This window comes from Niveispirillum sp. CC-CTL257 (assembly GCF_059489915.1).
The window spans coordinates 2,004,049-2,029,383 of record NZ_JCAJXE010000001.1; the positions used below are offsets into that span (position 1 = coordinate 2,004,049).

Annotated in this window: 22 protein-coding genes; 15 read left to right on the plus strand and 7 right to left on the minus strand. The window is 65.7% G+C overall.

Annotation, left to right across the window (positions count from 1 at the left end):
• Positions 1-54: 54 nt before the first annotated feature.
• The 5 genes from ABC729_RS09340 to ABC729_RS09360 form a co-directional block, all read right to left on the minus strand.
• Positions 55-2,439 (minus strand): heavy metal translocating P-type ATPase, encoded by a 2,385-nt coding sequence (locus ABC729_RS09340; RefSeq protein WP_495607348.1) that lies wholly within the window; start codon positions 2,437-2,439, stop codon positions 55-57.
• Positions 2,440-2,713: 274 nt separating this feature from the next.
• The gene (locus ABC729_RS09345) at positions 2,714-3,466 is read right to left on the minus strand and encodes a copper resistance protein B (RefSeq protein WP_495607349.1); all 753 of its coding nucleotides are present in this window, start codon (positions 3,464-3,466) and stop codon (positions 2,714-2,716) included.
• Between the two features lie 14 nt (positions 3,467-3,480).
• On the minus strand, positions 3,481-5,217 hold the full coding sequence (locus tag ABC729_RS09350) for a copper resistance system multicopper oxidase (protein WP_495607350.1): 1,737 nt from the start codon (positions 5,215-5,217) through the stop codon (positions 3,481-3,483).
• Between the two features lie 13 nt (positions 5,218-5,230).
• Positions 5,231-5,806, minus strand: coding sequence for a cupredoxin domain-containing protein (locus ABC729_RS09355; protein ID WP_495607351.1), 576 nt, complete (start codon positions 5,804-5,806; stop codon positions 5,231-5,233).
• Positions 5,807-6,108: 302 nt separating this feature from the next.
• Positions 6,109-6,486, minus strand: coding sequence for a hypothetical protein (locus ABC729_RS09360; RefSeq protein WP_495607352.1), 378 nt, complete (start codon positions 6,484-6,486; stop codon positions 6,109-6,111).
• A gap of 499 nt (positions 6,487-6,985) precedes the next feature.
• Here ABC729_RS09360 and ABC729_RS09365 point away from each other — a divergent pair, with 499 nt between their 5' ends.
• From ABC729_RS09365 to ABC729_RS09375, 3 genes are all read left to right on the plus strand, one after another.
• On the plus strand, positions 6,986-7,339 hold the full coding sequence (locus ABC729_RS09365) for a hypothetical protein (protein WP_495607353.1): 354 nt from the start codon (positions 6,986-6,988) through the stop codon (positions 7,337-7,339).
• Between the two features lie 93 nt (positions 7,340-7,432).
• The gene (locus ABC729_RS09370; protein WP_495607354.1) at positions 7,433-8,659 is read left to right on the plus strand and encodes an efflux RND transporter periplasmic adaptor subunit; all 1,227 of its coding nucleotides are present in this window, start codon (positions 7,433-7,435) and stop codon (positions 8,657-8,659) included.
• Entirely contained in the window at positions 8,656-11,793 is a 3,138-nt protein-coding gene (locus ABC729_RS09375; protein WP_495607355.1) for an efflux RND transporter permease subunit, read from the plus strand. Before ABC729_RS09370 ends, ABC729_RS09375 begins: the two co-directional genes overlap by 4 nt.
• 564 nt (positions 11,794-12,357) lie before the next feature.
• On the opposite strand, the gene ABC729_RS09380 is transcribed toward ABC729_RS09375, so the two are convergent.
• Complete coding sequence (locus ABC729_RS09380) at positions 12,358-12,534, minus strand: hypothetical protein (RefSeq protein ID WP_488964064.1); 177 nt, start codon at positions 12,532-12,534, stop codon at positions 12,358-12,360.
• Between the two features lie 118 nt (positions 12,535-12,652).
• Here ABC729_RS09380 and ABC729_RS09385 point away from each other — a divergent pair, with 118 nt between their 5' ends.
• The 5 genes from ABC729_RS09385 to ABC729_RS09405 all read left to right on the plus strand — a co-directional run bounded on the left by ABC729_RS09385 (position 12,653) and on the right by ABC729_RS09405 (position 19,200).
• The gene (locus tag ABC729_RS09385) at positions 12,653-12,919 is read left to right on the plus strand and encodes a metal-sensing transcriptional repressor (protein ID WP_488964063.1); all 267 of its coding nucleotides are present in this window, start codon (positions 12,653-12,655) and stop codon (positions 12,917-12,919) included.
• A 128-nt stretch (positions 12,920-13,047) separates the two neighbouring features.
• Complete coding sequence (locus ABC729_RS09390) at positions 13,048-13,371, plus strand: hypothetical protein (protein ID WP_495607356.1); 324 nt, start codon at positions 13,048-13,050, stop codon at positions 13,369-13,371.
• Between the two features lie 69 nt (positions 13,372-13,440).
• Complete coding sequence (locus tag ABC729_RS09395) at positions 13,441-14,754, plus strand: TolC family protein (protein WP_495607357.1); 1,314 nt, start codon at positions 13,441-13,443, stop codon at positions 14,752-14,754.
• Between the two features lie 4 nt (positions 14,755-14,758).
• Positions 14,759-16,021, plus strand: a complete 1,263-nt coding sequence (locus ABC729_RS09400; protein ID WP_495607358.1) for an efflux RND transporter periplasmic adaptor subunit — start codon at positions 14,759-14,761, stop codon at positions 16,019-16,021.
• A gap of 11 nt (positions 16,022-16,032) precedes the next feature.
• Positions 16,033-19,200 carry an efflux RND transporter permease subunit gene (locus tag ABC729_RS09405; protein ID WP_495607359.1) on the plus strand — a complete coding sequence of 1,056 codons (3,168 nt, stop codon included), beginning with the start codon at positions 16,033-16,035 and terminating at the stop codon, positions 19,198-19,200.
• A 300-nt stretch (positions 19,201-19,500) separates the two neighbouring features.
• Here the strand turns inward: ABC729_RS09405 and ABC729_RS09410 are convergent, their stop codons facing one another.
• Entirely contained in the window at positions 19,501-20,733 is a 1,233-nt protein-coding gene (locus tag ABC729_RS09410) for an MFS transporter (protein WP_495607360.1), read from the minus strand.
• 231 nt (positions 20,734-20,964) lie between these two features.
• Here ABC729_RS09410 and ABC729_RS09415 point away from each other — a divergent pair, with 231 nt between their 5' ends.
• The 7 genes from ABC729_RS09415 (at position 20,965) to ABC729_RS09445 (ending at position 25,277) form a co-directional block, all read left to right on the plus strand.
• Positions 20,965-21,333: a hypothetical protein gene (locus ABC729_RS09415; RefSeq protein ID WP_495607361.1), complete on the plus strand. Its 369-nt coding sequence runs from the start codon at positions 20,965-20,967 to the stop codon at positions 21,331-21,333.
• 57 nt (positions 21,334-21,390) lie between these two features.
• Positions 21,391-22,125: a HupE/UreJ family protein gene (locus ABC729_RS09420; RefSeq protein WP_495607362.1), complete on the plus strand. Its 735-nt coding sequence runs from the start codon at positions 21,391-21,393 to the stop codon at positions 22,123-22,125.
• A gap of 14 nt (positions 22,126-22,139) precedes the next feature.
• Positions 22,140-22,406: a hypothetical protein gene (locus ABC729_RS09425; RefSeq protein ID WP_495607363.1), complete on the plus strand. Its 267-nt coding sequence runs from the start codon at positions 22,140-22,142 to the stop codon at positions 22,404-22,406.
• 86 nt (positions 22,407-22,492) lie between these two features.
• Positions 22,493-22,903, plus strand: coding sequence for a hypothetical protein (locus ABC729_RS09430; RefSeq protein WP_495607364.1), 411 nt, complete (start codon positions 22,493-22,495; stop codon positions 22,901-22,903).
• A gap of 168 nt (positions 22,904-23,071) precedes the next feature.
• The gene (locus tag ABC729_RS09435; RefSeq protein ID WP_495607365.1) at positions 23,072-23,704 is read left to right on the plus strand and encodes a class I SAM-dependent methyltransferase; all 633 of its coding nucleotides are present in this window, start codon (positions 23,072-23,074) and stop codon (positions 23,702-23,704) included.
• Complete coding sequence (locus ABC729_RS09440; RefSeq protein ID WP_495607366.1) at positions 23,704-24,501, plus strand: nucleoside phosphorylase; 798 nt, start codon at positions 23,704-23,706, stop codon at positions 24,499-24,501. The genes ABC729_RS09435 and ABC729_RS09440 overlap by 1 nt, the downstream gene beginning before the upstream one ends.
• Positions 24,502-24,602: 101 nt before the next feature.
• Entirely contained in the window at positions 24,603-25,277 is a 675-nt protein-coding gene (locus ABC729_RS09445) for an ArsR/SmtB family transcription factor (RefSeq protein WP_495607367.1), read from the plus strand.
• Positions 25,278-25,335: the final 58 nt, after the last annotated feature.

Below are 25,335 nucleotides of genomic sequence, written 5' to 3' on the forward strand. Positions count from 1 at the left end.
AACGGTTCTGGCGGCGGCGGAGCAAGCCGCCAGAACCGTTTCCCCTTTCCCAGCCTATCTGAATGACCGCAGGCGCAAGGCGTTGCCCACGACGGACACCGAACTCAATGCCATCGCGGCGGCGGCAATGACCGGACTGAGCAGGAAGCCGAACAGCGGGTACAGGACCCCGGCCGCCACCGGCACACCCAGCGCATTGTAGATGAAGGCAAGGAACAGGTTCTGCCGGATGTTGCGCATGGTAGCGCGGCTGAGCGACCGGGCCCTGGCGATGGCCGCCAGGTCGCCTTTCACCAAGGTGACACCAGCGCTCTGGATCGCGACATCCGTGCCCGTTCCCATCGCGATGCCGACATCGGCCTCGGCCAGAGCGGGGGCGTCGTTGACCCCATCGCCGGCCATCGCCACCACCCGCCCTTCGGCCTTCAGGCGCCGGACGATACTGTTCTTGTCCGCTGGGCTGACCTCCGCCACGACCTCGTCGATCGCCAGATGCCGCGCAACCGCTGTCGCCGTGGTCTTGTTGTCGCCGGTCAGCATCACCACCCGGATGCCATCGGCGCGCAGTGCCTTCAGGGCGTCAGACGTGGTGGGCTTGACGGGATCGGATACCGCGATGATCCCGGCCGGGCGACCGTCCACGGAAGCGAACATGGCCGTGGCCCCGTCGGCCCGCAGTCTTTCCGCTTCCTGGGAAAGCTGGCCAAGGGATACGCCCATTTCCGCCATGAGCCGCGCATTGCCCAGGACGACGCGACGCCCCGCGGCCACGCCCGTCACGCCGCGACCGGTCACAGAGCTGAATTCCGTAACCGTCGTCAAGGCCGCGCCCTGTTCGGACGCGGCGGCCAGGATGGCAGCGGCAAGCGGATGTTCGCTGCCTTGCTCAAGGCTGGCCGAAAGCGACAGCAATTCCAGTTCACTGAAGCCTTCGGCCGGCACCAGGGCCGTGACCTTGGGCTTGCCGATGGTAAGCGTGCCGGTCTTGTCCACCACAAGCGTATCGACCTTCTCCAGCCTTTCCAGTGCTTCGGCATTCCTGATCAGGACCCCCTCGGTCGCCCCGCGCCCGACCCCGACCATCACGCTCATCGGTGTGGCCAGACCCAGCGCGCAGGGGCACGCGATGATGAGCACCGAAACGGCGGCCACCAGCCCATAGGCAAAGGAAGGGCTTGGCCCCCACATTGCCCAGGCGGCGAAGGCAAGCAGGGCGATCAGGATCACCGCCGGCACGAAATAGCCGGAAACCGCGTCCGCCAGCTTCTGAATGGGCGCGCGGCTGCGCTGTGCGTCGGCGACCATCTGCACGATGCGTGACAGCATGGTCTCGGCCCCGACCTTGTCGGCCTGCATCACCAGTCCGCCGGTACCATTGACGGTTCCACCGATCAGCTTGGCGCCCGGTTCCTTCTCCACGGGGATGGATTCGCCCGTCACCATGGACTCATCCAGCGACGACCGTCCCTCGATGACGATCCCATCAACGGGCACCGCTTCGCCCGGCCGCACTCGCAGCCGGTCACCGGGATTGACCTGCTCCAGGGGGACCTCCTGGTCCTGGCCGTCAGGGGTCAGGCGTCGCGCGACCTTTGGCGCCAGGTTGAGCAAGGCCTGGATCGCGCCGCCGGTCTGTTCACGGGCGCGCAGTTCCAGCACCTGCCCCAACAGGACAAGAACCACAATCACCGACGCCGCCTCGAAATAGACGGCCACCGAGCCGTCCACATCGCGGAAACCGTCGGGAAACACCTGGGGCGCCAGAATGGCCGTGAGGCTGTAGAGGAAGGCCGCACCAACACCCATGGCGATAAGGGTGAACATATTGGGGCTGCGAGCGAGGATCGATGCCCAGCCACGGGCAAGGAACGGCCATCCCGCCCACAAGACGACCGGGGTGCCCAGCGCGAACTGCAACCAGCTGTTCAGCGTTGGCGACAGAAGGTGCGCCAGGCCCAGGCCCGGAATATGCCCGCCCATTTCCAGCAGCAGGATGGGGGCTGTCAGGACGCCGCCGATGACCATTCGGCGCTGCATGTTCCGAAGTTCCTCACTGGGTCCGGCGTCGGGCGCCGCCACCTCAGGCTCCAGCGCCATCCCGCAGATCGGGCAATTGCCCGGACCTTCCTGTCTGACCTGCGGGTGCATGGGGCAGGTGTAGATCGCCTTCTTGCCCGGCGCGGTCGCCTGTTCCCCGGTGCCGCGCAGATAGGCACCCGAATCCTGCACGAACTTTTCCTGGCAGCGGGAGGAGCAGAACCAGTAGGTCTTCCCATCCTGTTCAAGCCGGTGCGTCGCCGTTGCAGGGTCGACAGACATGCCGCAGACGGGGTCTTTCTCAAGCACAGACCCCGCGCCATGGGACGCGTGGCCATGGTGGGAATGACCGCAGGCCGCGTGGCTGTGATGTGGAGCTCTGCTTTCGTCTTCTTGCATCATGACCTCCTACAGAGAGTAGGTACAATCCGTCGGGTGGATTTCCCGCCCTGCCTTAACAGGGTGCGAAAAAGGCTTTCGCGTCGCGAGGGTGGGGAATTTTCGGCAAGATTAGGAAAATTCGAAGCAAGATACTGGTGGTATCTTACGAGGATTTGACGCGAGATTGCCGAAAATAACCCGACCGCAGCAGCGAAATGGTTTTTCCGCACCCTGTTAAAGGGGGGAAGACAGCTGGACACCCCCGCGCGGTTTGGGGCATCCGACCGCGTCTGCCCTAGAACCAGAAGCGCACGCCGGTGACGACGGAGAACTGGCTGGCCCGCTCCCCCTCGCTACGCGCTATTTCCGCCGTGTCGCCCAGCTTGCGGTCCCACTGGATGCCGACATAGGGGGCGAACTCCTTCACGAACTCATAGCGAAGGCGCAGTCCCAGGCCGACGTCGTTGACGCCGCGGCCGACCCCGAGCGCCTCCACCCTCTGCACCGCGATGTTCAGTTCCGCGCTCGGCTGGAGGATCAGCTTCTGGGTCAGGAGCAGGTCGAGTTCGGCCTTCATCCGGCCGGACACATCCCCGTCCTCGCTGACGAAGGCCTGAGCCGTCACGTCGAAGAAGTAGGGTGCGATGCCCTTCACACCCACCACGCCATAGGCGGTCCCCGGCTGGGGCCGGACGTCGTAGCGGACGCCGGCTTGCACGTCCCAGAATTCGGACGTCATCCGGCTGTAGAGAAGCTGGAACTCCGCCTCCTCAAGGTTCCCGCCGTTGGGCTTGCTGCCCTCCGTCATGAACCAGAGCCTCTCCGTGTCCCCGCCGGCCCAGCCCTGCGCTTCCCAATTCACGGAATCGCGCCCGTCTACCCAGCGGCGCTCGACCTGGTCGACCTTGAAGGTGCCGAACAGCGGTGCCTCGTGCTCCGAAGCACGGTGCTCGACGTAGTCCTCCTCGGCCTGGGCCATGGTGGTCGGCAGGGCCAGGATCCCAGCCGCGAGCGCGGCCAATCCCAATCGCATCAGTTTCTTTTGCATCTGCCACTCCACGGTCAAAGGCTGGCTGTTTTCGGTTCGACGATGAATCTCGTCATCATTCCAGACGCCATGTGGAACAGCAGATGGCAGTGGAACGGCCATTCGCCGGGCTCGTCCGCCGTCAACTGCACGGATTTGGACTGCCCAGGCGGCACCAGCACGACATGCTTCCTCGGCATGCGGTCGGTCTGCCCGTTCTCCAGCTCCATGAACATGCCGTGAAGGTGCATGGGATGCGCCATCATGGTCGTATTGACGAACTTGATGCGCACCCGGTCGCCGTAGGCGACACGGATGGGCTCGCCCTGGTCGAACTTCATGCCGTTCAGGGTCCAGATGTAGCGCGACATCATGCCCGTGAGCTGGACCTCGATCTCGTGCGTCGGCTCACGCAGGTCCTTCGCCTTGGCCAGAGATTTGAGGTCTGCGTAGGAGAGCGCCTTCGTGCCCGGGGGCGTGCCAGCATCGCCCCAGCCCACTGCCCGACCGGGCTCTGACGGAGCCGGCTTCGCCTGGTCCATCCCCGCCATGGAGCCATGGTCCATCCCGGCCATGCTCGGCATCGAGCCATGATCCATGCCTTGTATTCCCGCCATGCCGGACATGGAACCATGGTCCATGCCAGCCATGGAGTCCCCGCCCATGCCGGCATGGGCCATGCCCATGTCCGCCATGGTCAGGATGGTGCGGGGCCGGCGCTCTGGGATCTCCCCCTCGGCGCCTTCCACGGTCGCGATGGTCGCCCGTGCATAGCCGCTGCGGTCGATGGGTTCTGCAAAGAAGGTGAAGGGCTTGTCCCCCGTCGGCATTACGATGACGTCGTATGTCTCGCCGACGCCGAACCGGAACTCGTCCACCTTGACCGGCATGACGTTCTGCCCGTCAGCCGCCACAACCGTCATGGGAAGGCCGGGTATCCGCACGTCGAAGATGCTCATCGCCGAGCCGTTGATGATACGCAGGCGTATCCGCTCTCCCGGCCTGTAGACCGCCGTCCAGTTGTCCTTCGGGCCCTTGCCGTTCACGAGGAACTGGTAGCCGGTGACATCCGCCAGATCCGTCGGATCCATGCGCATGTCGCCCCAGTCCTTCCGGTCCTGGATGGCGGCGCGCCATCCGTCGCGGCCGGCGTCGGAGAAGAAGTCCGACAGCGTGCGCTTGCCCTTGTTGTAGTAGCCCTCGCTGACCTTCAGCTTGTTCAGGACCGCCACGGGGTCCTCCGCGGTATGGTCGGAAAGCAGGACGACCAGGTCGCGGTCGGCCCTAACCGGGTCGCGGTCCGCAGGGTCGATGATGATGGCGCCGTACATGCCTTCCTGTTCCTGGGCAGCGGAGTGGCTGTGGTACCAGTAGGTACCGGCCTGCCGCAGCTTGAAGCGGTAGGTGTAAGTCTCCCCCGGCTTGATCGACACGAAGCCGTTGAATCCGGGGGAGCCGTCCATGACGCCCTGCAGCAGCAGGCCGTGCCAATGGATGGAGGTGGGCTCGTCCAGCACGTTGGTGACCCTGACCACCACTTCCTGGCCTTCGCGCCAGCGGAGGATGGGCGCCGGTACCGTGCCACCGATGGCGATGGCGTCGGTGGTCACCCCGTCCACCGTTATGCGCGTCCGCTCGACGGCCAGATCCAGTGTCTGGTCGGCGGAAGCGAAGCTGAGCCGACCGGGGAAGACGGTCACGACCCCCGCCATGCCGGCGGCACCGGCAAGGCGCAGTACGTTGCGCCTGGAAAGCGTTGTTAGATTGTTCATTTTCCGCCTCCGATCACTTCTGGATGACGATCTTGCCGGCCATGCCGGACTCGTAGTGGCCCGGGATGTTGCAGGCGAACTCCAGGGCGGCATCCTTGGAGAAGGTCCAGGTCAGCTCTTTCGTCTGTCCCGGGCCGATCAGCACGCTGTTGGGATCGTCGTGCTTCATCGGCGCCATGTCACCCTTGGAATGGCCCATCTTGGAATGGTCCATGCCCGACGTCTCGTTCATCCCCGTCGGGGTCAGCATGCCCTGGTCCGCCATCATCTCCATTTCCTTCTGGTGGGCGGCGTGCATGTCCGTCGTGCCGATATTGAACTCGTGCAGCAGTTCACCCTTGTTGGTGATGACGAAGCGAACGGTTTCGCCTTTCTTCACCTCGATCTTCTCGAGGTTGAAAAGGTTGTCGACGGTCTCGATCCGGACCGTCCGGGTGGCCTTCGCGGCCTCCCCCGGCTGGCCGATCTCGACGGCATGGGCGTGTCCGGCCTCGCCGACGCCGGCCATGGCGCCCCCCGTGATGCCGATGATGCTGACCCCAACCAGGATGGCGGCGACAGCGTGCGCGATGCGGAAGTTGACGTTCATCTTGGAATGTCCTGTCGATCTGCCGGCCTCCTCGGAAACGATGGAGTCCGGTCGTGGGCCTGGCGAAGACGCTCTTCGCCTTGAAAAGTGGTGTGCATGGATGACGCTGGCGAACATTCCTGTGGAAGCGGCGGCACGACGTGCGGCACGGCATCGCGGAAGTGGACGGGCACGAAGGCGCTACGCCCTGGCATGGAGCGCTTGCAGTCGCGGAACCGATCATAAGTTCGCTTTTCAGTCCCGTGCGGCGTAAGCTGCAAGCAGGCTATGCCCTTCGCCCAAGCGCGTCACTTGGGTAGGCGTCAGGCTGCCAGCCTCGGCGGGCGCAGCATGGGGGAGACGGAGCGGCCCTTGACGAGGTCGTCGACGACCGGCAGCAAATCCGCCAGCTGCCAGCCGGAATAGCTGAAACCGATCTCGTGGGCCGTCAGTATCGATTGGCCACAGGCCACGACGCAGCACCCCGCCTTGGACGCCTTGGACGTCGCGTCGCCGTGATCGGCGTACTGTGCGTATTCCTGCGCATCGTGGCATTCGGCGGTCGACCCTGCGGGCACGTCCATGGCATGCACCGCCGGCGACATGTGCGCCATCGCGGTCGCGCCGCCAAAGCCCGATAGTCCACCCCATCCTACAAGGAGGCCGATCAGCAACACAGCAAGGGTGCGGGCGATGGACATTTGGAGGACGATACCCTACGAGTTGCAACTGCGACCGGCGCGCGGGCAGCGGCTGCATGCAAGTAACATACTTATGGCCAAACGCAGCCAAGGCGCAAGGTATTTCTTCGTCTGGACCTAGAGAGTTGGGTGAACAATTTTTCATGAAATCTTTTCCATCCCAGTAAAAGGAACACAGTGTAGTTTTGGCCCTACACTATCCGAACGTATATAGGCTGGCTTCGACATCCTAAATATCATCGGAATGAGTCCCGTTATCGAGGCAGCGGCACCCGCATTTCCCCAGACGACCATCACGCAACGACCTCGGTTGGCGAGTTGTTAATAGGAACAGTGAAGTTGCGACTTGCGTGTTAAAGTCGATGATGGTGATGGGGTAAATCCGCCGCTGGATTGCCGCATTCGTCCGAAAGAAGACCAGCCCATCGCACTCGACAACACAGCGTTGCAGTGACGTGCTGCTCTTGCCAACCGCAAAGGGCTGTGGGAGGGTTGGAGCATGAAGCTCTGGACCGCCCTTTGCCGCCTGCTGTCGATCCTGACGGTGGCCGGCCTGATGACCGCTTCGATGGCGCCGCCATCAATGGCAACGGCGGGCACTGCTTCTCCTTCCGTCACGGACATGGTCTCCATGCCGGGCGACATGCCCTGCTGTCCCGACCGGGATCAGGCGCCCGACTGCGGCAAGGCCTGCCCGCTGGCCATCCTGTGCCTGGGCATGGGTATCGCCCAGGCCTCGGCGCCCGGTTCGATGATTGCGCGGCTGGACACCATCGCCGTGATGCTGCCCGGCGGCGACATCGCCTATCGCAGCCGCGGGGCCCCGCCGCCCCGCAAGCCGCCCCGCCTCTGAGGTTCATCGCCGGCTTCGGTTGAAGCCGGTTGCCGATCCCGTGCGGGCCTCGCGCCCGCGCAGCCCTTTCCGATGGACCCTGGAAACTCCGCGATGATCTCACCCCTGATGAGGCGGGCCGCTGGCCCGCTTGCCCTTGTCGCCATCCTGGCGGCGGGAACTGGCGGCTATTGGGCCGGACGGCAGGACACACCGCCGCCGACCGCCACCAGCACCGATGCTCCGGCCCGGCGCATCCTCCATTACCGCAACCCGATGGGCCTGCCCGACACCTCGCCTGTGCCCAGGCAGGATGGCATGGGCATGGATTATATCCCCGTCTATGAGGGCGAGGCGGACGAGACAGGTGCCGTCACAATCTCCACTGCCAAGCGGCAGCGGACGGGCGTGCGCACCGATATCGCCGCGCAGCGGGTGGTGGCCGAGCCTCTGTACGTGCCCGGCATGGTGCAGCTGGACGAACGGCGCGTCACCGTGCTGGCGCCGCGCGCCGATGCCTTCATCGAGAAGGTGGCCGACGTGACGACGGGCGGGCGGGTGGCAGCGGGCCAGGTGCTGCTGCAATTCTACGCGCCCGACATCGCCGCGGCGGCGGCCCTTTTCCTGGGCGAGCTGAACGGCGGCGCCACGCGCGGCGGCGCCCGCCAGCGGCTGGCCAACCTGGGCGTCCCGCCCGAAACCATCGCCGAGATCGAGCGGACGCGGCAGGTGCCGTTGCCCATGACCTGGCGGGCGCCGCGCGACGGGGTCGTCGTACAGCGCAACGCCATGGAGGGGATGAAGGCGGCGGCGGGCGACGTGCTGTTCCGGCTGGCCGACCTCTCCTTCCTCTGGATCGTCGCCGACGTGCCGGAGGCCAGGCTGGGCGAACTGCGCCCGGGCGCCATCGCCAGCATCCGGCCACGCGGCCTGCCGGGACGGGTGCTGCAGGGCAGGGTATCCATCATTTATCCGCAGGTCATGGCCGACACCCGCACCGTCCGCGTGCGGATTGAGGTCGTCAATCCCGACGGCGCCCTGCTTCCCGACATGTATGCCGATGTCGAGATCGCCACCGGCGACGGCATACCCGTGCTGGCCGTGCCCGACAGTGCAATCATCGACAACGGCCGGCGGCAGACCGTCATCCTGGACAAGGGCGACGGTCGGTTCGAGCCGCGCCCCGTGCTGCCGGGCCGGCGCGGCGGCGGCTATGTCGAGATCCGTTCCGGTCTTGCCGCCGGCGACCGGGTGGTGGTGGCAGCCAATTTCCTGATCGACGCCGAAAGCAACCTGAAGGCCGCCCTGGACGGCATGCGGGACGGGGAGGACACGCCATGATCGCCCGCCTGATCGCCTGGTCGGCCCGCAACCTGCTGCTGGTGCTCATCGGCACCGCGTTCACGGTGGCCGCCGGCCTCTACGCCCTGAAGACCCTGCCGCTGGACGCCATCCCCGACCTCTCCGACGTGCAGGTCATCGTCTATACCGACTATCCCGGCCAGGCGCCGCAGGTGGTCGAAGACCAGGTGACCTACCCGCTGAGCAGTGCCATGCTGACCGTGCCCCGGTCGAAGGTGGTGCGCGGCTTCTCCTTCTTCGGGGTATCCTTCGTCTACGTGATCTTCGAGGACGGCACCGATCCCTATTGGGCGCGGGCCCGCGTCCTGGAATATCTGAACGCCGCCGCCCCCCGCCTGCCCGACGGGGTGAATCCGGGCCTGGGCCCGGACGCCACAGGCGTGGGCTGGGTCTACCAGTACGCGCTGGTGGCGCGGGAGATGACACTGGCCGAGCTGCGGTCCCTGCAGGACTGGAGGTTGCGCTTCCCCCTGTCCCGGGCCGGCGGCGTGGCGGAAGTGGCCGGCATCGGCGGCTTCGTCAAGCAGTATAGCATCGTCGTGGACCCGCGGAGGCTGCGCGCCCAGGGCGTCTCGCTTTCCATGATCCGCGACGCGGTGCAGGCCAGCAACCGCGATGTCGGCGGCCGCACCCTGGAACTGTCGGAGGTCGAGTTCATGGTGCGCGGGCGCGGCTACCTGCGCTCTGCCAACGACATCGCCGACATCGTGCTGCGCAGCAAGGAGGGCGTGCCGCTGCGCATCCGCGACGTGGCCCGCGTGGAGATCGTGCCCGACGAGCGGCGCGGCATCGCCGAGCTGAACGGCGAGGGCGAGGTGGCGGGCGGCATCGTGCTGCAGCGCTTCGGCGCCAACGCCCTGACCGTCATCGACAATGCCAAGGCCCGCCTGGGCGAGATCGCCGCCAGCCTGCCGGACGGGGTGGAGATCGTCCCCGTCTATGACCGCTCCCGCCTGATCAAGGCGGCCATCGATACGCTGACGGGCACGCTGCTGGAGGAAAGCCTGATCGTGGCCCTGGTCTGCGTGGTCTTCCTGCTACATCTGCGCAGCGCCCTGGTCGCCATCCTGATGCTGCCGGTGGGCATCCTGATGGGGTTCGCCGCCATGCGGGCCATCGGCCTGGGTGCGGACATCATGAGCCTGGGTGGCATCGCCATCGCCGTCGGCGCCATGATCGACGCCGCCATCGTCATGATCGAGAACGCCCACAAACACCTGGAACACAGCCCGCCCGACAAGCCACGCACCCAGGTGCTGATCGCGGCCGCGACCGAGGTGGGGCCCGCCCTGTTCTTCAGCCTGCTGGTCATCACCGTCTCCTTCCTGCCCATCTTCACGCTGGAGGCGCAGGAGGGCCGGCTGTTCGGCCCGCTGGCCTTCACCAAGACCTTCGCCATGGCGGCGGCCGCCCTGCTGTCGGTGACGCTGGTGCCGGCGCTGATGGTGCTGTGCGTGCGCGGGCGGATCGTCCCGGAGCATCGCAACCCCGTCAACCGCCTGCTGGTCCGGCTCTACCGGCCCGTCATCGCCGCCGTGCTGCGCGCCCGCGGCACGACCATCCTGCTGGCCCTGCTGGTGCTGGGTGCGAGCGTCTGGCCGGCCCGCCAACTGGGCTCTGAATTCATGCCCGGCCTGGACGAGGGCACGCTGATGTACATGCCCACCACCCTGCCGGGCCTGTCGGTGACCAAGGCGGCGGAACTGCTGGCCATTCAGGACCGCATCATCCGCTCCTTCCCGGAGGTGGCGTCGGTCTATGGCAAGGCCGGTCGCGCCGCCACGGCCACCGACCCAGCCCCGACGGAGATGTTCGAGACCATCATCAACCTGAAGCCAAGGTCCGAATGGCGGCCCGGCACCAGTATCGACAGCCTGAAGGCGGAGATGGACAGGGCGCTGCAATTCCCCGGCGTGTCGAACGCCTGGACCATGCCCATCCGCGCCCGAATCGACATGCTGGCCACCGGCATCCGCACGCCGGTGGGCATCAAGCTGTTCGGTCCCGACCTGGCGGCGATGGAACCCATTGCCCGCCGGATCGAGGCGGTGCTGCGCACCGTGCCGGGCACGACCAGCGCCTATGCGGAGCGGGTGATCGGCGGCTATTACCTGGACATCGTGCCCGACCGCCAGGCGCTGGGCCGCTATGGCCTGACCGTCGGCGACGTGCAGGATGTGGTGGCCACGGCGCTGGGCGGGGCCATCGTCACGACCATGGTGGAGGGGCGGGAGCGCTACGGCGTCTCCCTGCGCTATCCGCGCGACCTGCGCGACAGCCCGGCCACCATCGCCACGGAGGTGCATGTGCCGCTGCCGGGCGGCGGGTCGGTGCCGTTGGGGGAGGTGGCCGCCATCCGGCTGGACCGGGGCGCCACTTCCATCCGCACGGAGAACGGCCAGCTCGCCACCTATATCTATGTCGACATGGCCGGGCGCGACCTGGGCTCCTATGTCGCCGATGCGCAGGCCGCCGTGGCCGGCGCCGTCACCCTGCCGCCCGGCTACATGATCGGCTGGAGCGGGCAGTTCGAGTATCTGGAACGGGCCGAGGCACGGCTGCGCATCGTCGTGCCGCTGACGCTGCTGGTCATCTTCCTGTTGCTCTACCTGAATTTCCGGGCGCTGACCGAGACGCTGATCGTCATGCTGTCCTTGCCCTTCGCGCTGGTTGGCGGGGTGTGGCTGATGTGGTGGCTGGGCTTCAACCTGTCAGTGGCTGTGGCCGTGGGCTTCATCGCGCTGGCCGGCGTGGCGGCGGAGACGGGCGTCGTCATGCTGATCTATCTCGACCAGGCCCTGGCCGCGATCAGGGCCGAGCGCGCGGCCCAGGGCCTGGCGCTGACCCGCGAGGATGTGCGCGATGCGGTGATGCGCGGGGCCGTGGAACGGGTGCGGCCCAAGATGATGACGGTCACCGCCATCATCGCCGGCCTGCTGCCCATCCTGTGGAGCGACGGGGCCGGATCGGAGGTGATGCGGCGCATCGCCGTGCCGATGATCGGCGGCATGATCTCCTCCACCCTGCTGACCCTGGTGGTGATCCCCGCCGTCTACGGGCTGGTCAAGGGGTGGCGGCTGCCGGGAGCGGTGGGGCCTGACGGGGTGAACTGAAGCTCCTGCTAAGCCAAGAGAGGCCGGAGGATGCCATCCGTCGGGCAACCGTGCTTGTCGACCGTGTGATCGCGAACCTTTACGACGGTCGTACAGGCTGCCTCATTGTGGATGTATCCCAGACGGGCCAGAAGTTCCGCATCGACATCTAGGGGGAGGTAACAAGGGCACCATAGACATGATGAAGCTGTTCTGTTTTGCCCCCGGAACCAGCAAACCAGCCGCCTTGTAAACCTAGAAGAGGAGACGACGTCAGAGGATTACCGTATCTATACAGTTCTCACAGATCGAGGAGCTGCCTGACAGCGCGACCGTATTGCTTGAAGTTACAGAATTGTGAGCGCCCGGCTCCTGCCCAATTCCCTACGACCAAGTCGATTTGGCGAACGGCGGCTTTCAGGCTCCACCTCGCTGCTCTCGAATGACCAGAATGCGGCGCAAAGCGGTCGCGTTGGTCGGGCTTCGCTAAACAGGTTAATGATCCGACATCTCACTTTTATTGCAAGCTGCTCTCCCCTTTCTGTGCACCACATGGCCACACACCACGCAAAGATGGGCATGGGTTCAGTGGAAGGAAGCGTAGCCGGTCCATCGGGTAACTGACGCCTCGGCGACCTGCATCTCATCGTCAGGATGGTTGTATCGGTAAATCGTCAAGGCAACTTGATAGGCGTGCAGGTCGGGCACGCCGCTGTCCTGCATGCGGCGATAAGCCTGTTCCACAGCATGACGGCAGCACATACACGATCCTCCATATGCGGGCATTCCCGCAAACACCGGTTACCGGGGATGGTCTATAGGAGCATAAAGGAGCGGCAGGCGCATTGACACATCCCCTCCAGGGGGATAGGTATGTGATATGAGCCATGCCAACAACCCCGATATCCTGAACCGCCTCAAGCGGGCGCAGGGTCACCTGTCCAAGATCGTCGAGATGGTCGAGGAAGGCCGCGATGCGCTGGTCGTCGCCCAGCAGCTGCAGGCGGTTCTGAAGGCTGTGGACAAGGCCAAGACCGTCCTGGTCCTGCATCATATCGAGCATCATCTGGAGGAGGCCACCGGCCCCCTGCCCAAGGAGGCGCGTGAACGGCTTGCCGGAATTGCGGAGATAACAAAGTACCTTTGACGACAGTTTCACCCGCCTCCAGCGCCAAAATCGGATTGGCCCGGATGCGGCGTTGAGGTTACGCTTTCCCATCGCCCCTGTCCCGACAACCAGCCGTTTGCATAATGCACCGTATCCTCAGCCTGCTCATGACCCTGATGCTTTGCCTCACCGTGCTGCACACGGGCGAGACCATGGCGCATGGGGTAGCGGAGGCGATGGAGCATCACCACGCGGACGGACAAGGGGACAAGCAGGCGGACCATGGACGGCAGGTGGAGGCGGCGGAGACCGGGCCACACGCCGACTGGTTGCATCATGCTCATGATGCAACCGGCCATCTGCTGGTCGTCGTGCCAGCCATTTCAGATCTGGTGAAGCCGCCGATCCAGCGCGGCCATGTCCGCCTGCCGGCCTATTTCACGCGCCAGAGTGCTTATATCCGCATTGATCGTCCGCCGCGCGCGGCTTGAACCCCGGTTCCAAGCCCTGACCCGCGATTTGATTGGCCCCCGAACATCGGGGTGCCGAGGACGATACCCATGCCCAGAGCCATCCCGCTCCGGTCCGGCATGGCCGCGACGATGTTGCTGCTCGCAACCGTCGCCGGCCCGTGCCTGGCCCAGGAGGCACCCGCCTCCGTTCCCTATGCCGCCGATCCGGCGGCCAGCCCTGTCGGCATCCTGACCCTGCGCCAGGCGCTGGCGCTGGCGGCGAACACCCATCCGCGTCTTGCCGGCCACCGCTTCGCCCTGGATGCCGCCACGGCCCGCCAGGATCATGCGGCGCTGCGCAACCCGCTCCAACTCGGCATCGAGGTGGAGAATATCGGGGGCACCGGCGGCACCCGCTTCATCGGCGACACCGAAACCACCCTCAGCCTGGGCACCGTCCTGGATCTTGAGGACAAGCGCGGCCGGCGCATGGACGTGGCCCGGCAGGAACGCGCCCAGGTCCTGTCCGAACAGGATGCCGAGAAGATCGACATCCTGGCCGAAGTGACGCGCCGCTTCACCGATGTCGTGGTCAACCAGGAACTGCTGACCCTGGCCCGCCGCCAGGAAACCATGGCCGGTCGCGCCCTGGATGCCGCCGGCACCCGCGCGAAGGCCGCCAAGGCCCTCCCAGGCGAGGTGGCGCGCGCCCAGGTTTCCGTCACCCAGGCAAGGCTGGTCCGCCTGCGGGCCGAGCAGGAACTGCATTCGGCCCGGCTGCTGCTGGCCGAAGCGTGGGAGGATCGCGACCCGCGGTTCGAACTGGCCGCCGCCAAGCTGCTGGACCTTCCCGAGCCGCTGCCCGTCTCCACCATCCAGGCCAGGATGGAGCGCAATCCCGACCTGCTACGCTTCGCGTCGGAGCGCCGCACGCTGGAGGCCCGTACCCTGCTGGCTGAAAGTGCCCGCACACCCGACCTGACGGTCAGTGCCGGCATAAGGCGGTTGGAAGGCCAGAATGGTCAGGCCTTCGTCATGTCGCTGTCCATGCCGCTGGGGGCCGCCAGCCGGGCCGAGCCCGGTATCCGTGAGGCCAGGGCCGCCACCGGCCTGGCCCTGGCCCGCGAACGGGCGGCACGCACCAGCCTCTACAACATGCTGGCCAGCCTGCATGCCGGGATGGAACGCGCCCGCCAGGCGCTCCGGCTGTTGCAGGAGGAGGCGACCCCTAAAGCCCGCATCGCCATCGCCGATATCGAGGAGGGCTACAAGGCTGGCCGCCTGTCGCTGCTGGAACTGACGGAGGCCAACCGGCAATTGGTGGAGCTGGAACAGGCCATGATCAACGAAGCCGCCGACTATCACCGGCTCGCCATCGAGGCCGAACGCCTGACCGGCCAGACCCTTGCCCCGCAGGACTGACAGAATGACCAAGACAAACAAGCTCAAGCAGACCCTGCTTGTCGCCACCATCCTGGCCGTCGGCGGTGCCGCCGGCCTGTGGCTGCTGAACCGCCCTGCGGACATTCATGCCGAGACTGGCCATGCAAAAGCAGAAGGCGACTACGAACGTGGCCCCCATCGCGGCCGCATGCTGCGCGATGGGCCGCTGGCCCTGGAGCTGACCGTGTTCGAGGATGGCGTGCCCCCGCATTACCGCGTCTATGCCTATGTCGAGGGCAGGCCGGTGGCCCCGCAGAGCGTGGGCCTGACCGTCGCCGTGACGCGCCTGGGTGGCAAGGTGGACCGGTTCGGCTTCAAGCCGGAACAGGATTATCTGACCGGCGACGCTGTGCTGGCCGAACCGCATTCCTTCGACGTGCATGTCGTCGCCAACCAGGGCGGCAAGCGCCATGAATGGAAATTCGCCTCCTACGAGGGCCGCACGCGGATCGAGGCTGCCGCAGCCGAAGCGTCTGGCATCAAGACGGAACCGGCCGGTCCCGCCACCATCAATGAGGTGGCCGACGTCACGGGCCGCATCACCTTGAACCTGGACCGGTCGGCGCGCATCGACGCCCGCTTCCCCGGTCTGGTGCGCGAGGTACGCAAGCTGCCCGGCGACAAGGTGGAGGCCGGCGAAGTGATCGCCACCATCGAAAGCAATGAGAGCCTGCAGACCTATGCCGTGAAGGCCCCGGTCAGCGGCACCATCCTATCGCGCGACGTCAATGTCGGGGCCGTCACTGGCAGCGGCCCACTGTTCGAGATCGGTGACCTGTCCAGCGTCTGGGCCGACCTGCGCCTGTTCCCCGCCGATGCGGCGCGGGTAAAGCCGGGCCAGCCGGTGCGGCTGACGACCGGCGACGGGACGATGGTGACCGGCACCGTCCAGCGTATCCTGCCCCTGGCCGATGCCGGCAGCCAGACCCTGGCCGCCCGCGTCGTCCTGGACAACGCCGAACAGAAGCTGCGGCCGGGACAAATGGTCAATGCCGCCATCACCATCGGTTCGCGTGAGGTGCCGCTGGCAGTGAAAGTTTCCGGCCTTCAGGCCTTCCGCGACTTCACCGTGGTCTTCGCACTGGTCGGCGACACCTACGAGGTCCGAATGCTGGAGCTGGGCCAGCAGGATGGCGACTGGATCGAAGTACTGGGCGGCATCGAGCCCGGTGAACGCTATGTCAGCGAGAACAGTTTCCTCATCAAGGCCGACATCGACAAGTCCGGCGCCAGCCACGACCATTGAGGAGCCGGACCATGCTCGACACTCTCATCAGATCCGCCATCCGGCAGCGCTGGCTGGTGCTGGCCCTGACCTTCGGGCTGGCCGCCCTGGGCGTCTATAACTTCACCCGCCTGTCCATCGACGCGGTGCCCGATATCACCAATGTCCAGGTCCAGGTGAATACCGAGGCACCCGGCTATTCGCCGCTGGAGGCCGAACAGCGCATCACCTATCCGATCGAGGCCGCATTGGGTGGCCTGCCCCACCTTTCCTACACCCGCTCCATCTCCCGCTATGGCCTGTCACAGGTGACGGTGGTGTTCGAGGATGGGACGGACCTCTATTTCGCCCGCCAGCTGGTCAATGAACGGCTGCAACAGACCCTGGCACAGCTGCCCGTCGGCATCGAGCCGACAATGGGCCCCATCGCCACCGGCCTGGGCGAGATCTTCATGTACACAATCAGCGCGCGCGACGGCACGACCCGACCGGACGGCCAGCCCTGGACGCCCGCCGATCTGCGCGAAGTGCAGGATTGGGTGGTCCGCCCGCAATTGCGCAACATTCCCGGCGTCACGGAGATCAACTCCATCGGCGGCTTCAACCGTCAATATCAGGTGTCACCCGACCCGCGGCGCATGCAGGCCCATGGCGTCGCAATGGCCGACATCGTGCAGGCGCTGGAGCGCAACAACGCCAATGTCGGTGCCGGTTACATCGAACGCCACGGCCAGCAATATCTGATCCGCGTGCCGGGACAGGCCACGGGGGCGGAAGACCTCGCTTCCATCCTGCTGGACCGACCGGCCGGGGTGCCGCTGCGTATCGGTGACGTGGCCGATGTCGGCTTCGGGGCGGAACTGCGCACCGGTGCCGCCACCCAGAACGGCAAGGAGACCGTGCTGGGTACCGTCTTCATGCTGGTGGGAGAGAACAGCCGCGACGTCTCCCGCCTCGTCGCCGCCAAGCTGGAGGAGGTGAAGTCCAGCCTGCCCGCCGGCATCGTGGCCGAGGCTGTTTATGACCGCACCACCCTGGTCGACCGGACCATCGCGACCGTGGAGAAGAACCTGGCGGAGGGCGCGCTGCTGGTCGTCGTGGTGCTGTTCGCGCTGCTGGGCAATATCCGCGCGGCCCTGATCACAGCGGCGGTCATCCCGCTTTCCATGCTGCTGACCATCACCGGCATGGTGCAGACCAAGGTATCGGGCAACCTGATGAGCCTGGGCGCGCTTGATTTCGGCCTGATCGTCGATGGCGCCGTCATCATCATCGAGAATTGCCTGCGCCGCTTCGGCGAGGCGCAGCACCGGCTGGGCCGGCTGCTGACGCGCGAGGAGCGGTTCGACCTTGCGGCATCCGCCACGTCGGAGGTGATCAAGCCCAGCCTGTTCGGCATCATCATCATCACCGCCGTCTATCTGCCCATCTTCACCCTGACCGGGGTGGAGGGGAAGATGTTCCATCCCATGGCGGCCACAGTGGTGATGGCGCTCTCGGCGGCTTTGGTCCTGTCGCTGACCTTCGTGCCCGCCGCCGTCGCCCTGTTCGTCACCGGTCGGGTGGCGGAGCAGGAGAATGCCGTCATGCAGGCCACAGGTCGCCTTTACAACCGGGTGCTGCATATGGCCATCGGCAACCGAGTGCCCGTACTGGTGGCCGCCGCCATGCTGGTGGTGCTGTCCGGCATCGCCGCATCCCGGATGGGGACGGAGTTCATCCCCAACCTGGACGAGGGCGACATCGCGCTCCACGCCTTGCGCATCCCCGGCACCAGCCTGACCCAGGCTGTCGGTATGCAGACGGTGCTGGAGGCCAAGCTGAAAACATTGCCGGAGGTCGACCGGATCTTCGCCAAGATCGGCACGGCGGAGGTAGCGACCGACCCGATGCCACCCAGTGTCGCTGACACGTTCGTCATGCTGAAGCCTCGCGACCAATGGCCCGATCCGGGCAAGACCAAGGAACAGCTGGTGTCGGAGATGGCGGCTGCCGTCGCCACGGTTCCCGGCAACAATTATGAGTTCCTGCAACCGATCCAGATGCGCTTCAACGAATTGATCGCCGGCGTGCGCAGCGAGGTGGCCGTCAAGGTCTATGGCGACGACCTGGGGAAGCTGACGGAGATCGGTGCCCAGATCGAGAAGGTCATCACCGCCATCCCCGGTGCGGCGGATGCCAAGCTGGAACAGGCCACCGGCCTGCCCGTGCTGAGCATCATGCCCGACCGCGCCGCACTGGATCGCTACGGCATCAACATCGCCGACTTGCAGCAGGTGGTGCAGACGGCCCTGGCCGGACAGGTCTCCGGCCAGATATTCGAGGGCGACCGACGGTTCGACATCGTCGTCCGTCTGCCGGAAGATATCCGCACCGATCTGGACCGGTTGCGCCTGCTGCCCGTCCCCATGCCGGCGGTCGAAGGTGGTTCTGCCGTGGCGTATCTCCCCTTGGGCGAGTTGGCCAAGGTGGAGATCGGCCTGGGTCCCAATCAGATCAGCCGGGAAAATGCCAAGCGCCGCATCGTCGTCACCACCAATGTGCGTGGCCGTGACCTTGGCTCCTTCGTGCAGGAAATCCAGCGCACGGTGGCGCAGAACGTGACCGTGCCCGAAGGCTATTGGGTGGAATATGGCGGCACGTTCCAGCAGCTTACATCCGCGACCCAGCGGCTGCAGGTCGTGGTGCCGCTGACCCTGCTGGCCATTTTCGGCCTGCTGATCATGGCGTTCGGGTCGATGCGTGATGCTGGCGTGGTGTTCAGCGGCGTGCCGCTGGCGCTGACCGGCGGCGTGGCGGCGCTGGCCCTGCGCGATATCCCGCTGTCGATCTCGGCCGGGGTCGGCTTCATCGCGCTGTCCGGCATCGCCGTGCTGAACGGCGTGGTGATGGTGACCTTCATCCGCAAATTGCTGGATGACGGCATGGAGCTGGAGGCCGCCATCAGCCAGGGCGCACTGGCCCGGCTGCGACCGGTGCTGATGACCGCCCTGGTCGCCGGGTTGGGCTTCATCCCCATGGCCTTCAATGTCGGCGCCGGCAGCGAAGTGCAGCGCCCGCTGGCCACCGTGGTCATCGGCGGCATCCTCTCCTCCACCCTGCTGACCCTACTGGTTCTGCCGGCCTTGTACCGGCTGTGCTACCGGACACGAAGAAATGACCACGCATCGGCACAGGCCACCGTACCGCAACTTTCCTGATCCCCAATGGAGGGTGTCCATGAAGACGAGGATCGCACCATTCCTGCTTGCCCTGGCCTTGGCGGGCTGTTCAGGCGGCACAGACCTGCCAGGCAGGACAGTCGCCGACAGCACATGCGAAAGCGGCCAGCGTCTCCAGAAGATCGCCCCCCGGCTGCCGGGGATAAAACGGTATGGGGTGCGCTGGCGTGATGGCGATTGCCTCCCGACGGTAGCGCAGCCCATGAAGGAGGTCAGGTAAAGCCATGCCGCCTCCGCCCTTGCATAGCCAGGGGCGGAGGCGGCATTCCGTCGATTTGATCAGTTCGCAGAGCCTATCCCGTCGCCGGACCAGATCCGCGCAGCAATCATCGTCGTCACGGTGGCCAGCACACCCAGCACCGCGCAGGCGATCCCCAGCCCGCCGGTCGCGCCCAGCCAGCCGGCCAGCGGGTATGTGGCCAGCCAGCAGGCATGGGAGAGGGCAAACTGCGCCGCGAAGATGGCCGGTCGGTCGCCGGCTTCGGCGGAGCGGCGCAGCAGCCGGCCCGACGGCGTCAGCACGGCGGCGTTGGCCGCCCCCAGCACGTACCAGGCCGGCATCAGCACCAGGAAAGGAGACGTGCCATCCGCCGCAATGACGCCGCTGGCCAGGATCGCCGCCAGCATCAGCAGACCGCCGGTCAGCACCCAGGCACCCGCCAACATGATGGTCCGGTCCGTCACCCTTTCCAGCAATCGCGGCAGCAGGAACGCCATGGTCATGGAGCCGGCGCCATAAGCGGCCAGCACCATGGCCACGTCGGACTCCGTCCCGCCCAGCAGGCCGCGCACCAGCACGACCGTATTGACGATGACCATGGCACCGGCAGCAGCGACGGTGCCGTTGAAGGCCAGCAGGCCCCGCAGGCGGGGTGTGCGCAGGTAGATGCGGACACCCCGCGTCGTCCGGTCATAGATACCGCCCCTGTCCTGTCCGGCCTTGGGCCTGACGAGGCTGGTCGATGCCACCAGCAGGGCCGATCCGATGAAGCCGACCACCGTGCCCGCGAACAGGTCGTGGTAGGTCATAACCGTCAGCAAGGCTGCCGCCAGGGTCGGGCTGGCAAGGCTTTCCAGGTCATAAGCCAGTCGGGCCAGCGACAGGGCCTTGGTGTACTCGGCCTCTTCGGGCAGTACATCCGGGATCGTGGCCTGGAAGGTCGGCGTGAAGGCGGCCGACGCCGATTGCAGCAGGAAGATCAGTACATAGATCTGCCAGATCTCGGTGACGAAGGGCAGCGACAGGGCGATCACCGCCCGTACCAGATCCATGGCCACCAGGAAGCTGCGCCGGGGCAGCCGGTCGGCGAAGGCACCCGCAACAGGCGCCACCCCGACATAGGCCACCATCTTGATGGCCAGGGCCGTGCCCAGTACCGCCCCGGCATCGGCTCCAGCCAGATCATAGGCCAGCAGCCCCAAAGCGACCGTCAGCAACCCGGTGCCCACCAGGGCCACGACCTGTGCTGCGAAAAGATGCCGGTAGGTCCGGTTCAGCAGGGGAGAGAGCACGGGATTTCTTCCAGGGTGGGCGAAGCATCGGCCAGCATTCCGGCCCTCCGCACAAGCATATGTGATAGGCAATATGCTATCCCCCTGGAGGGGATATAGCAAGCACATGCCCGGTCCCGCCATGGTTGACCGGTTCCCAGCCATGGGCTATCCCTGCTCCAGGTCCGGCAGCGCCCTTGGGAGCGGCCAAGCCGGCTTGGCGTCCCCCTCTTGACGGTTGGTGGCAACGAGATGTCGCGGCACCCTTTGCTCAAGGCCTTCCGGCTCATCGCCTTTCTGGCGATGGCAATGGGTATCCTGTCGCTCGCCCATCATGGCAGTGCCGCCCATCTTCCCGGTGTGGCCGTCGCCGAAATCGAGCATCACTGCCATTGGCATGATGAGGATGGCTTCGAGGTCTGGGATGACCATGCCGCTGCCCATACCCACAGCCACAATGCCGGTGACCATTCCCATGTGGCCATGACCGGCGTGGCGCCGCCCGGCAGCGTCGCCCCCGTCATGTTCCGCACCGATTGGCAGGGTGGCGTTGCCACGCCCGCCTATAGCTCGCCGCTCTATTCGCTGGACCGCCCACCCCGTTCCGCTCTGTCCGCATGATCATGGCCGCGCCCCCTGCGCGGTCGCCTGTATCCATAGACAACGGAACCTCAACCCATGAACGGGCTTCCATTGAAGGCCGGACGGCATGATGCCGTCTTGCGGCCGCGCGCCCTGTTGCTTGCGTTGCTGGGCATGGCGCTGATCTTCGGCAACAGAGATGCGCTGGCCCATGCCGTCACGCAGGGCGACAAGGGCTATATCCAGGAGATCACGGGCGTGCATCTCCTGCCCTTCCTCTATCTCGGCGCCAAGCACATGGTGACCGGCTACGATCACATCCTGTTCCTGTTCGGGGTGATCTTCTTCCTCTACCGGCTGAAACATATCGGCCTCTATGTCAGCCTGTTCGCCGTGGGCCATTCCACGACGATGCTGCTGGGTGTCCTGTTCGACATCAACGTCAACGGCTACCTGATCGACGCCATCATCGGCCTGTCGGTGGTCTACAAGGCGCTGGACAATCTGGGCGCCTATCAGCGCTGGCTGGGCTTCCAGCCCAACACCAAGGTGGCGACGCTGGTCTTCGGCCTGTTCCACGGACTGGGGCTGGCTACCAAGATCCGCGAATATGACGTCTCGCCGGATGGGCTGATCCCCAACCTGCTGGCCTTCAATGTCGGGGTCGAGATCGGCCAGCTTCTGGCCTTGGGCGCCATCCTGATCGTCATGGGCTACTGGCGCCGCACCGCCGGCTTCTGGCGCCATGCCTACACCGCCAACGTCGCGATGATGACCGCCGGGTTCATGCTGATCGGGTATCAGCTGACCGGCTGGACCATCTCGTCCTGAGAAGGAGCCAGACCATGTACAACACCAACATCCCCACCCAGGCGGACCTGCCGACCTCCGGTCAGCTCCTGCGCTCCACCGCCATCGCCCTGGTCACCGCCTCCATCCTGCTGGTCACCGTGGTGCTGCCGTCGGAATACGCCATCGACCCCACCGGCATCGGCAAGCTGCTGGGCCTGACGGAGATGGGCGAGATCAAGTCCGAACTGGCCGCAGAGGCCGAAGCCGACGCCAAGGCCGACCGGGAGCAGGCTGCCCCCCGGCCCGCTTCCGCGCCGTGATCCGCGAACAACGACCCCGATACAACCCGACGCGCCGGCATGCCTGCGGGCCCGGCGCGTCCCCAGGAATATGAAGGAATAAACCGATGCTGAAGCCGTTTCTGATCGCCGCCGGCCTGTGCCTGCTGCCCGTCACCGTCCTGGCCCACGGCGACCATGTGCATGGTGAGGAGGAGCATGGCAACGAGATGACCCTGACGCTGGCCCCCGGCAAGGGTGCCGAGGTCAAGGTGGAGATGAAGCAGGGTGCCAAGCTGCAATTTTCCTGGAAGGCCGAGGGCGGGGTGGTGAATTTCGACACCCATGGCGAATCCTTCGCCGCCCCCGACAAGGTCCATTCCTATGAGAAGGGCCGTGGTGCCGCCAGCGATGAAGGCGAGATCGTCGCTGCCTTCGATGGCAACCATGGCTGGTTCTGGCGCAACCGTGGTGACAAGGACGTCACCATCACAGTCCGCGCCACCGGCGACTACACCAAGTTCAAGCGTGTGATGTGACGAGCTGGCCGGCGGGCGGAGGAGCCCGCCGGCCTTACAATGGCTTACCATCGAAATAACATTCATCAGAATGATTTAATGTAAAGCTTCCAGGCCCATGCTAAGAGGCGGGATCGCAAGTCTCTGCCCGCCGCCCTTTCCCCAGGGCCGTCCCGAGAAGGAAGCCCCATGCATCCGGAAGATCGCCAAGAGCATTGGCAATCCACCTACCAGACGAAGGGCGAACAGGAAGTCAGCTGGTTTCAGGATAGTCCCGAACCTTCGCTGGGCCTGATCGAAGGCTGCGCCGCGGCACCGGACGCCATTATCGACATTGGTGGCGGCGCTTCGCGCCTGATTGATGCGCTGCTTCACCGCGGATACCGGGATGCGACGGTGCTGGATCTGTCATCGTCGGCCTTGACCGCCGCCAAGGCCCGGATCGACAGCACAGGCGACCATGTGCAATGGATCGTGGCGGACGTCACCAAGTGGGAGCCGGATCGCACCTACGCGGTTTGGCACGACCGGGCCGCCTTCCATTTCCTCACCGCCGCCGCGGATCGCGAGGCTTACATCGCCCGTCTCTCCCAAGCCCTGAAACCCGGCGGCCATGCCATCATCGCGACCTTCGCCCCGGACGGGCCGGAGCGTTGCAGCGGCCTGCCGGTGGTCCGGTACGATGCCGACAGCCTGGCCGAAACGCTCGGTCCCGCGTTCCAGCTGACAGGCACGCAACGGCACCTGCATGCCACGCCCTGGGGCTCCACGCAGTCCTTCCAGTTCAGCATCTTCCGCCACCAGCCCATTGCGAGGTCCTGATGTCCCCGATCGGCGGCAGCCTCCCACCCATCCTGCGCGAAAAGCAGCATGACGCGCCCTCCGCCTTCACGCCGGAAAGCCTCCTGCGCGAGGCGCGCCGGCAGAAGGACGTGCCGGATATGGTGGTGCCGGAGGTTTGCATCCTTGATCCGGACGGGGACATCGTGCGGCATCTTCATGCCACTGGCCGTTCGAGACGCACCACCGGGTGGGCCTGCTATCACAGCGAGATGTACAGTTTCGAGCAGGAAGGACGGGAGTTCGGCGTCGTCGGCTGCGCCGTGGGCGCTTCCTATGCGGTGCTGCTGGCGGAGCAGATGTTCGCTTCCGGCTGCCGCCTGCTGATCAGCATCACCTCGTCCGGGCAGATCAAGGCACTTCGCCCCCCACCCTATTTCATCCTCATCGAACGGGCGCTCCGGGACGAAGGCACCAGCTACCACTACCTGCCCGCCTCGGACTATGCCGAGGCCGACCCCGCACTCATCGCTTCCGTCGCGCAGGCGCTGTCCCGCGTGGGGGAGCCGGTGGAACGCGGAGCGACCTGGACCACCGATGCACCCTATCGTGAAACCGCAGAAGCCATCGAGGCGGCGCGTGAGCAGGGCATCCTGGCCGTCGAGATGGAGGCGGCCGCGCTATATGCCTTCTCCCGCGCCCGCGGCAAGCCCGTGCTGTGCTTTGCCCACGTCACCAACCAGATGGGTCAGACCGGGGATTTCGAGAAGGGCGAGGCAAATGGGGCCGTCGCCTCGCTCGCCCTCGTCCATGCCGTCGCGGAGGCGTGGAACCGGTGACGGCGACGGACACCGGAAGTCCATGCATGCTTGCCCCGTGGTCGCAACCATGCTACCGATCATTCAATCAATTTCAAGATTGATCTATCGACGAGGTCAGCTTGTCAACCTCCGGACCCAAATTCCAGATTTTCGAGAAGCTGGCGGAGGTGGCCCAGGCCATCGGGCACGCCAATCGGCTGGAACTGCTGGATCTGCTGGCGCAGGGCCGCCGCTCGGTGGAGGAACTGGCGGGCTTGTCGGACCTGTCCGTCGCCAATACATCCCGCCATCTCCAGATCCTGCGGCGCGCGAACCTCGTAGGGACCGAACGGAACGGAAAGCACATCCATTACAGCCTTGCCAATGACGGAGAGGTCATCGGGCTCATGCGGGCGCTTGGCCAGGTGGGGGAGCGCAACGTCGCAGAGGTGGGCTGCGTGATCCGGGACTATTTCCATGCCCGTGACCAGATGGAAGCCGTGTCGCGCGAGGAATTGCTCAGCCGCATGGGCGACGGCTTGGTGACCGTGCTGGACGTGCGGCGCCAGGATGAATTCGAGCGCGGGCATCTGCCGGGCGCACGCAACATTCCGCTGGCCGAACTGGCCAGCCGACTGGACGAGCTGCCGAAGGATACGGAGATCGTCGCCTATTGCCGCGGCCCTTACTGTGTCCTGTCGTTCGAGGCCGTCGCGGTTCTGCGCGAAAAAGGATACCGGGCAGTACGCCTGGAGGACGGATTCCCAGACTGGAAAGTGGGCGGCCTGGCCGTGGAGATCCACAGTCCGGGCTGAGGTTCGCCAGCGGGTTCCACCAGGGTGAACCCGGAAGTGGTTGCGGTGGTGACGGCCC

What these genes read in the sequence shown, in the direction of transcription:
- ABC729_RS09380 (WP_488964064.1), bottom strand. Translation starts at nt 12,534, where the DNA reads ATGTGCTGCCGTCATGCTGTGGAACAGGCTTATCGCCGCATGCAGGAC.
- ABC729_RS09390 (WP_495607356.1), top strand. Translation starts at nt 13,048, where the DNA reads ATGACCCTGATGCTTTGCCTCACCGTGCTGCACACGGGCGAGACCATG.
- ABC729_RS09360 (WP_495607352.1), bottom strand. Translation starts at nt 6,486, where the DNA reads ATGTCCATCGCCCGCACCCTTGCTGTGTTGCTGATCGGCCTCCTTGTA.
- ABC729_RS09425 (WP_495607363.1), top strand. Translation starts at nt 22,140, where the DNA reads ATGTACAACACCAACATCCCCACCCAGGCGGACCTGCCGACCTCCGGT.
- ABC729_RS09370 (WP_495607354.1), top strand. Translation starts at nt 7,433, where the DNA reads ATGATCTCACCCCTGATGAGGCGGGCCGCTGGCCCGCTTGCCCTTGTC.
- ABC729_RS09365 (WP_495607353.1), top strand. Translation starts at nt 6,986, where the DNA reads ATGAAGCTCTGGACCGCCCTTTGCCGCCTGCTGTCGATCCTGACGGTG.
- ABC729_RS09350 (WP_495607350.1), bottom strand. Translation starts at nt 5,217, where the DNA reads ATGAACAATCTAACAACGCTTTCCAGGCGCAACGTACTGCGCCTTGCC.
- ABC729_RS09415 (WP_495607361.1), top strand. Translation starts at nt 20,965, where the DNA reads ATGTCGCGGCACCCTTTGCTCAAGGCCTTCCGGCTCATCGCCTTTCTG.
- ABC729_RS09400 (WP_495607358.1), top strand. Translation starts at nt 14,759, where the DNA reads ATGACCAAGACAAACAAGCTCAAGCAGACCCTGCTTGTCGCCACCATC.
- ABC729_RS09420 (WP_495607362.1), top strand. Translation starts at nt 21,391, where the DNA reads ATGAACGGGCTTCCATTGAAGGCCGGACGGCATGATGCCGTCTTGCGG.
- ABC729_RS09340 (WP_495607348.1), bottom strand. Translation starts at nt 2,439, where the DNA reads ATGATGCAAGAAGACGAAAGCAGAGCTCCACATCACAGCCACGCGGCC.
- ABC729_RS09435 (WP_495607365.1), top strand. Translation starts at nt 23,072, where the DNA reads ATGCATCCGGAAGATCGCCAAGAGCATTGGCAATCCACCTACCAGACG.
- ABC729_RS09405 (WP_495607359.1), top strand. Translation starts at nt 16,033, where the DNA reads ATGCTCGACACTCTCATCAGATCCGCCATCCGGCAGCGCTGGCTGGTG.
- ABC729_RS09440 (WP_495607366.1), top strand. Translation starts at nt 23,704, where the DNA reads ATGTCCCCGATCGGCGGCAGCCTCCCACCCATCCTGCGCGAAAAGCAG.
- ABC729_RS09385 (WP_488964063.1), top strand. Translation starts at nt 12,653, where the DNA reads ATGAGCCATGCCAACAACCCCGATATCCTGAACCGCCTCAAGCGGGCG.
- ABC729_RS09375 (WP_495607355.1), top strand. Translation starts at nt 8,656, where the DNA reads ATGATCGCCCGCCTGATCGCCTGGTCGGCCCGCAACCTGCTGCTGGTG.
- ABC729_RS09345 (WP_495607349.1), bottom strand. Translation starts at nt 3,466, where the DNA reads ATGCAAAAGAAACTGATGCGATTGGGATTGGCCGCGCTCGCGGCTGGG.
- ABC729_RS09355 (WP_495607351.1), bottom strand. Translation starts at nt 5,806, where the DNA reads ATGAACGTCAACTTCCGCATCGCGCACGCTGTCGCCGCCATCCTGGTT.
- ABC729_RS09395 (WP_495607357.1), top strand. Translation starts at nt 13,441, where the DNA reads ATGCCCAGAGCCATCCCGCTCCGGTCCGGCATGGCCGCGACGATGTTG.
- ABC729_RS09430 (WP_495607364.1), top strand. Translation starts at nt 22,493, where the DNA reads ATGCTGAAGCCGTTTCTGATCGCCGCCGGCCTGTGCCTGCTGCCCGTC.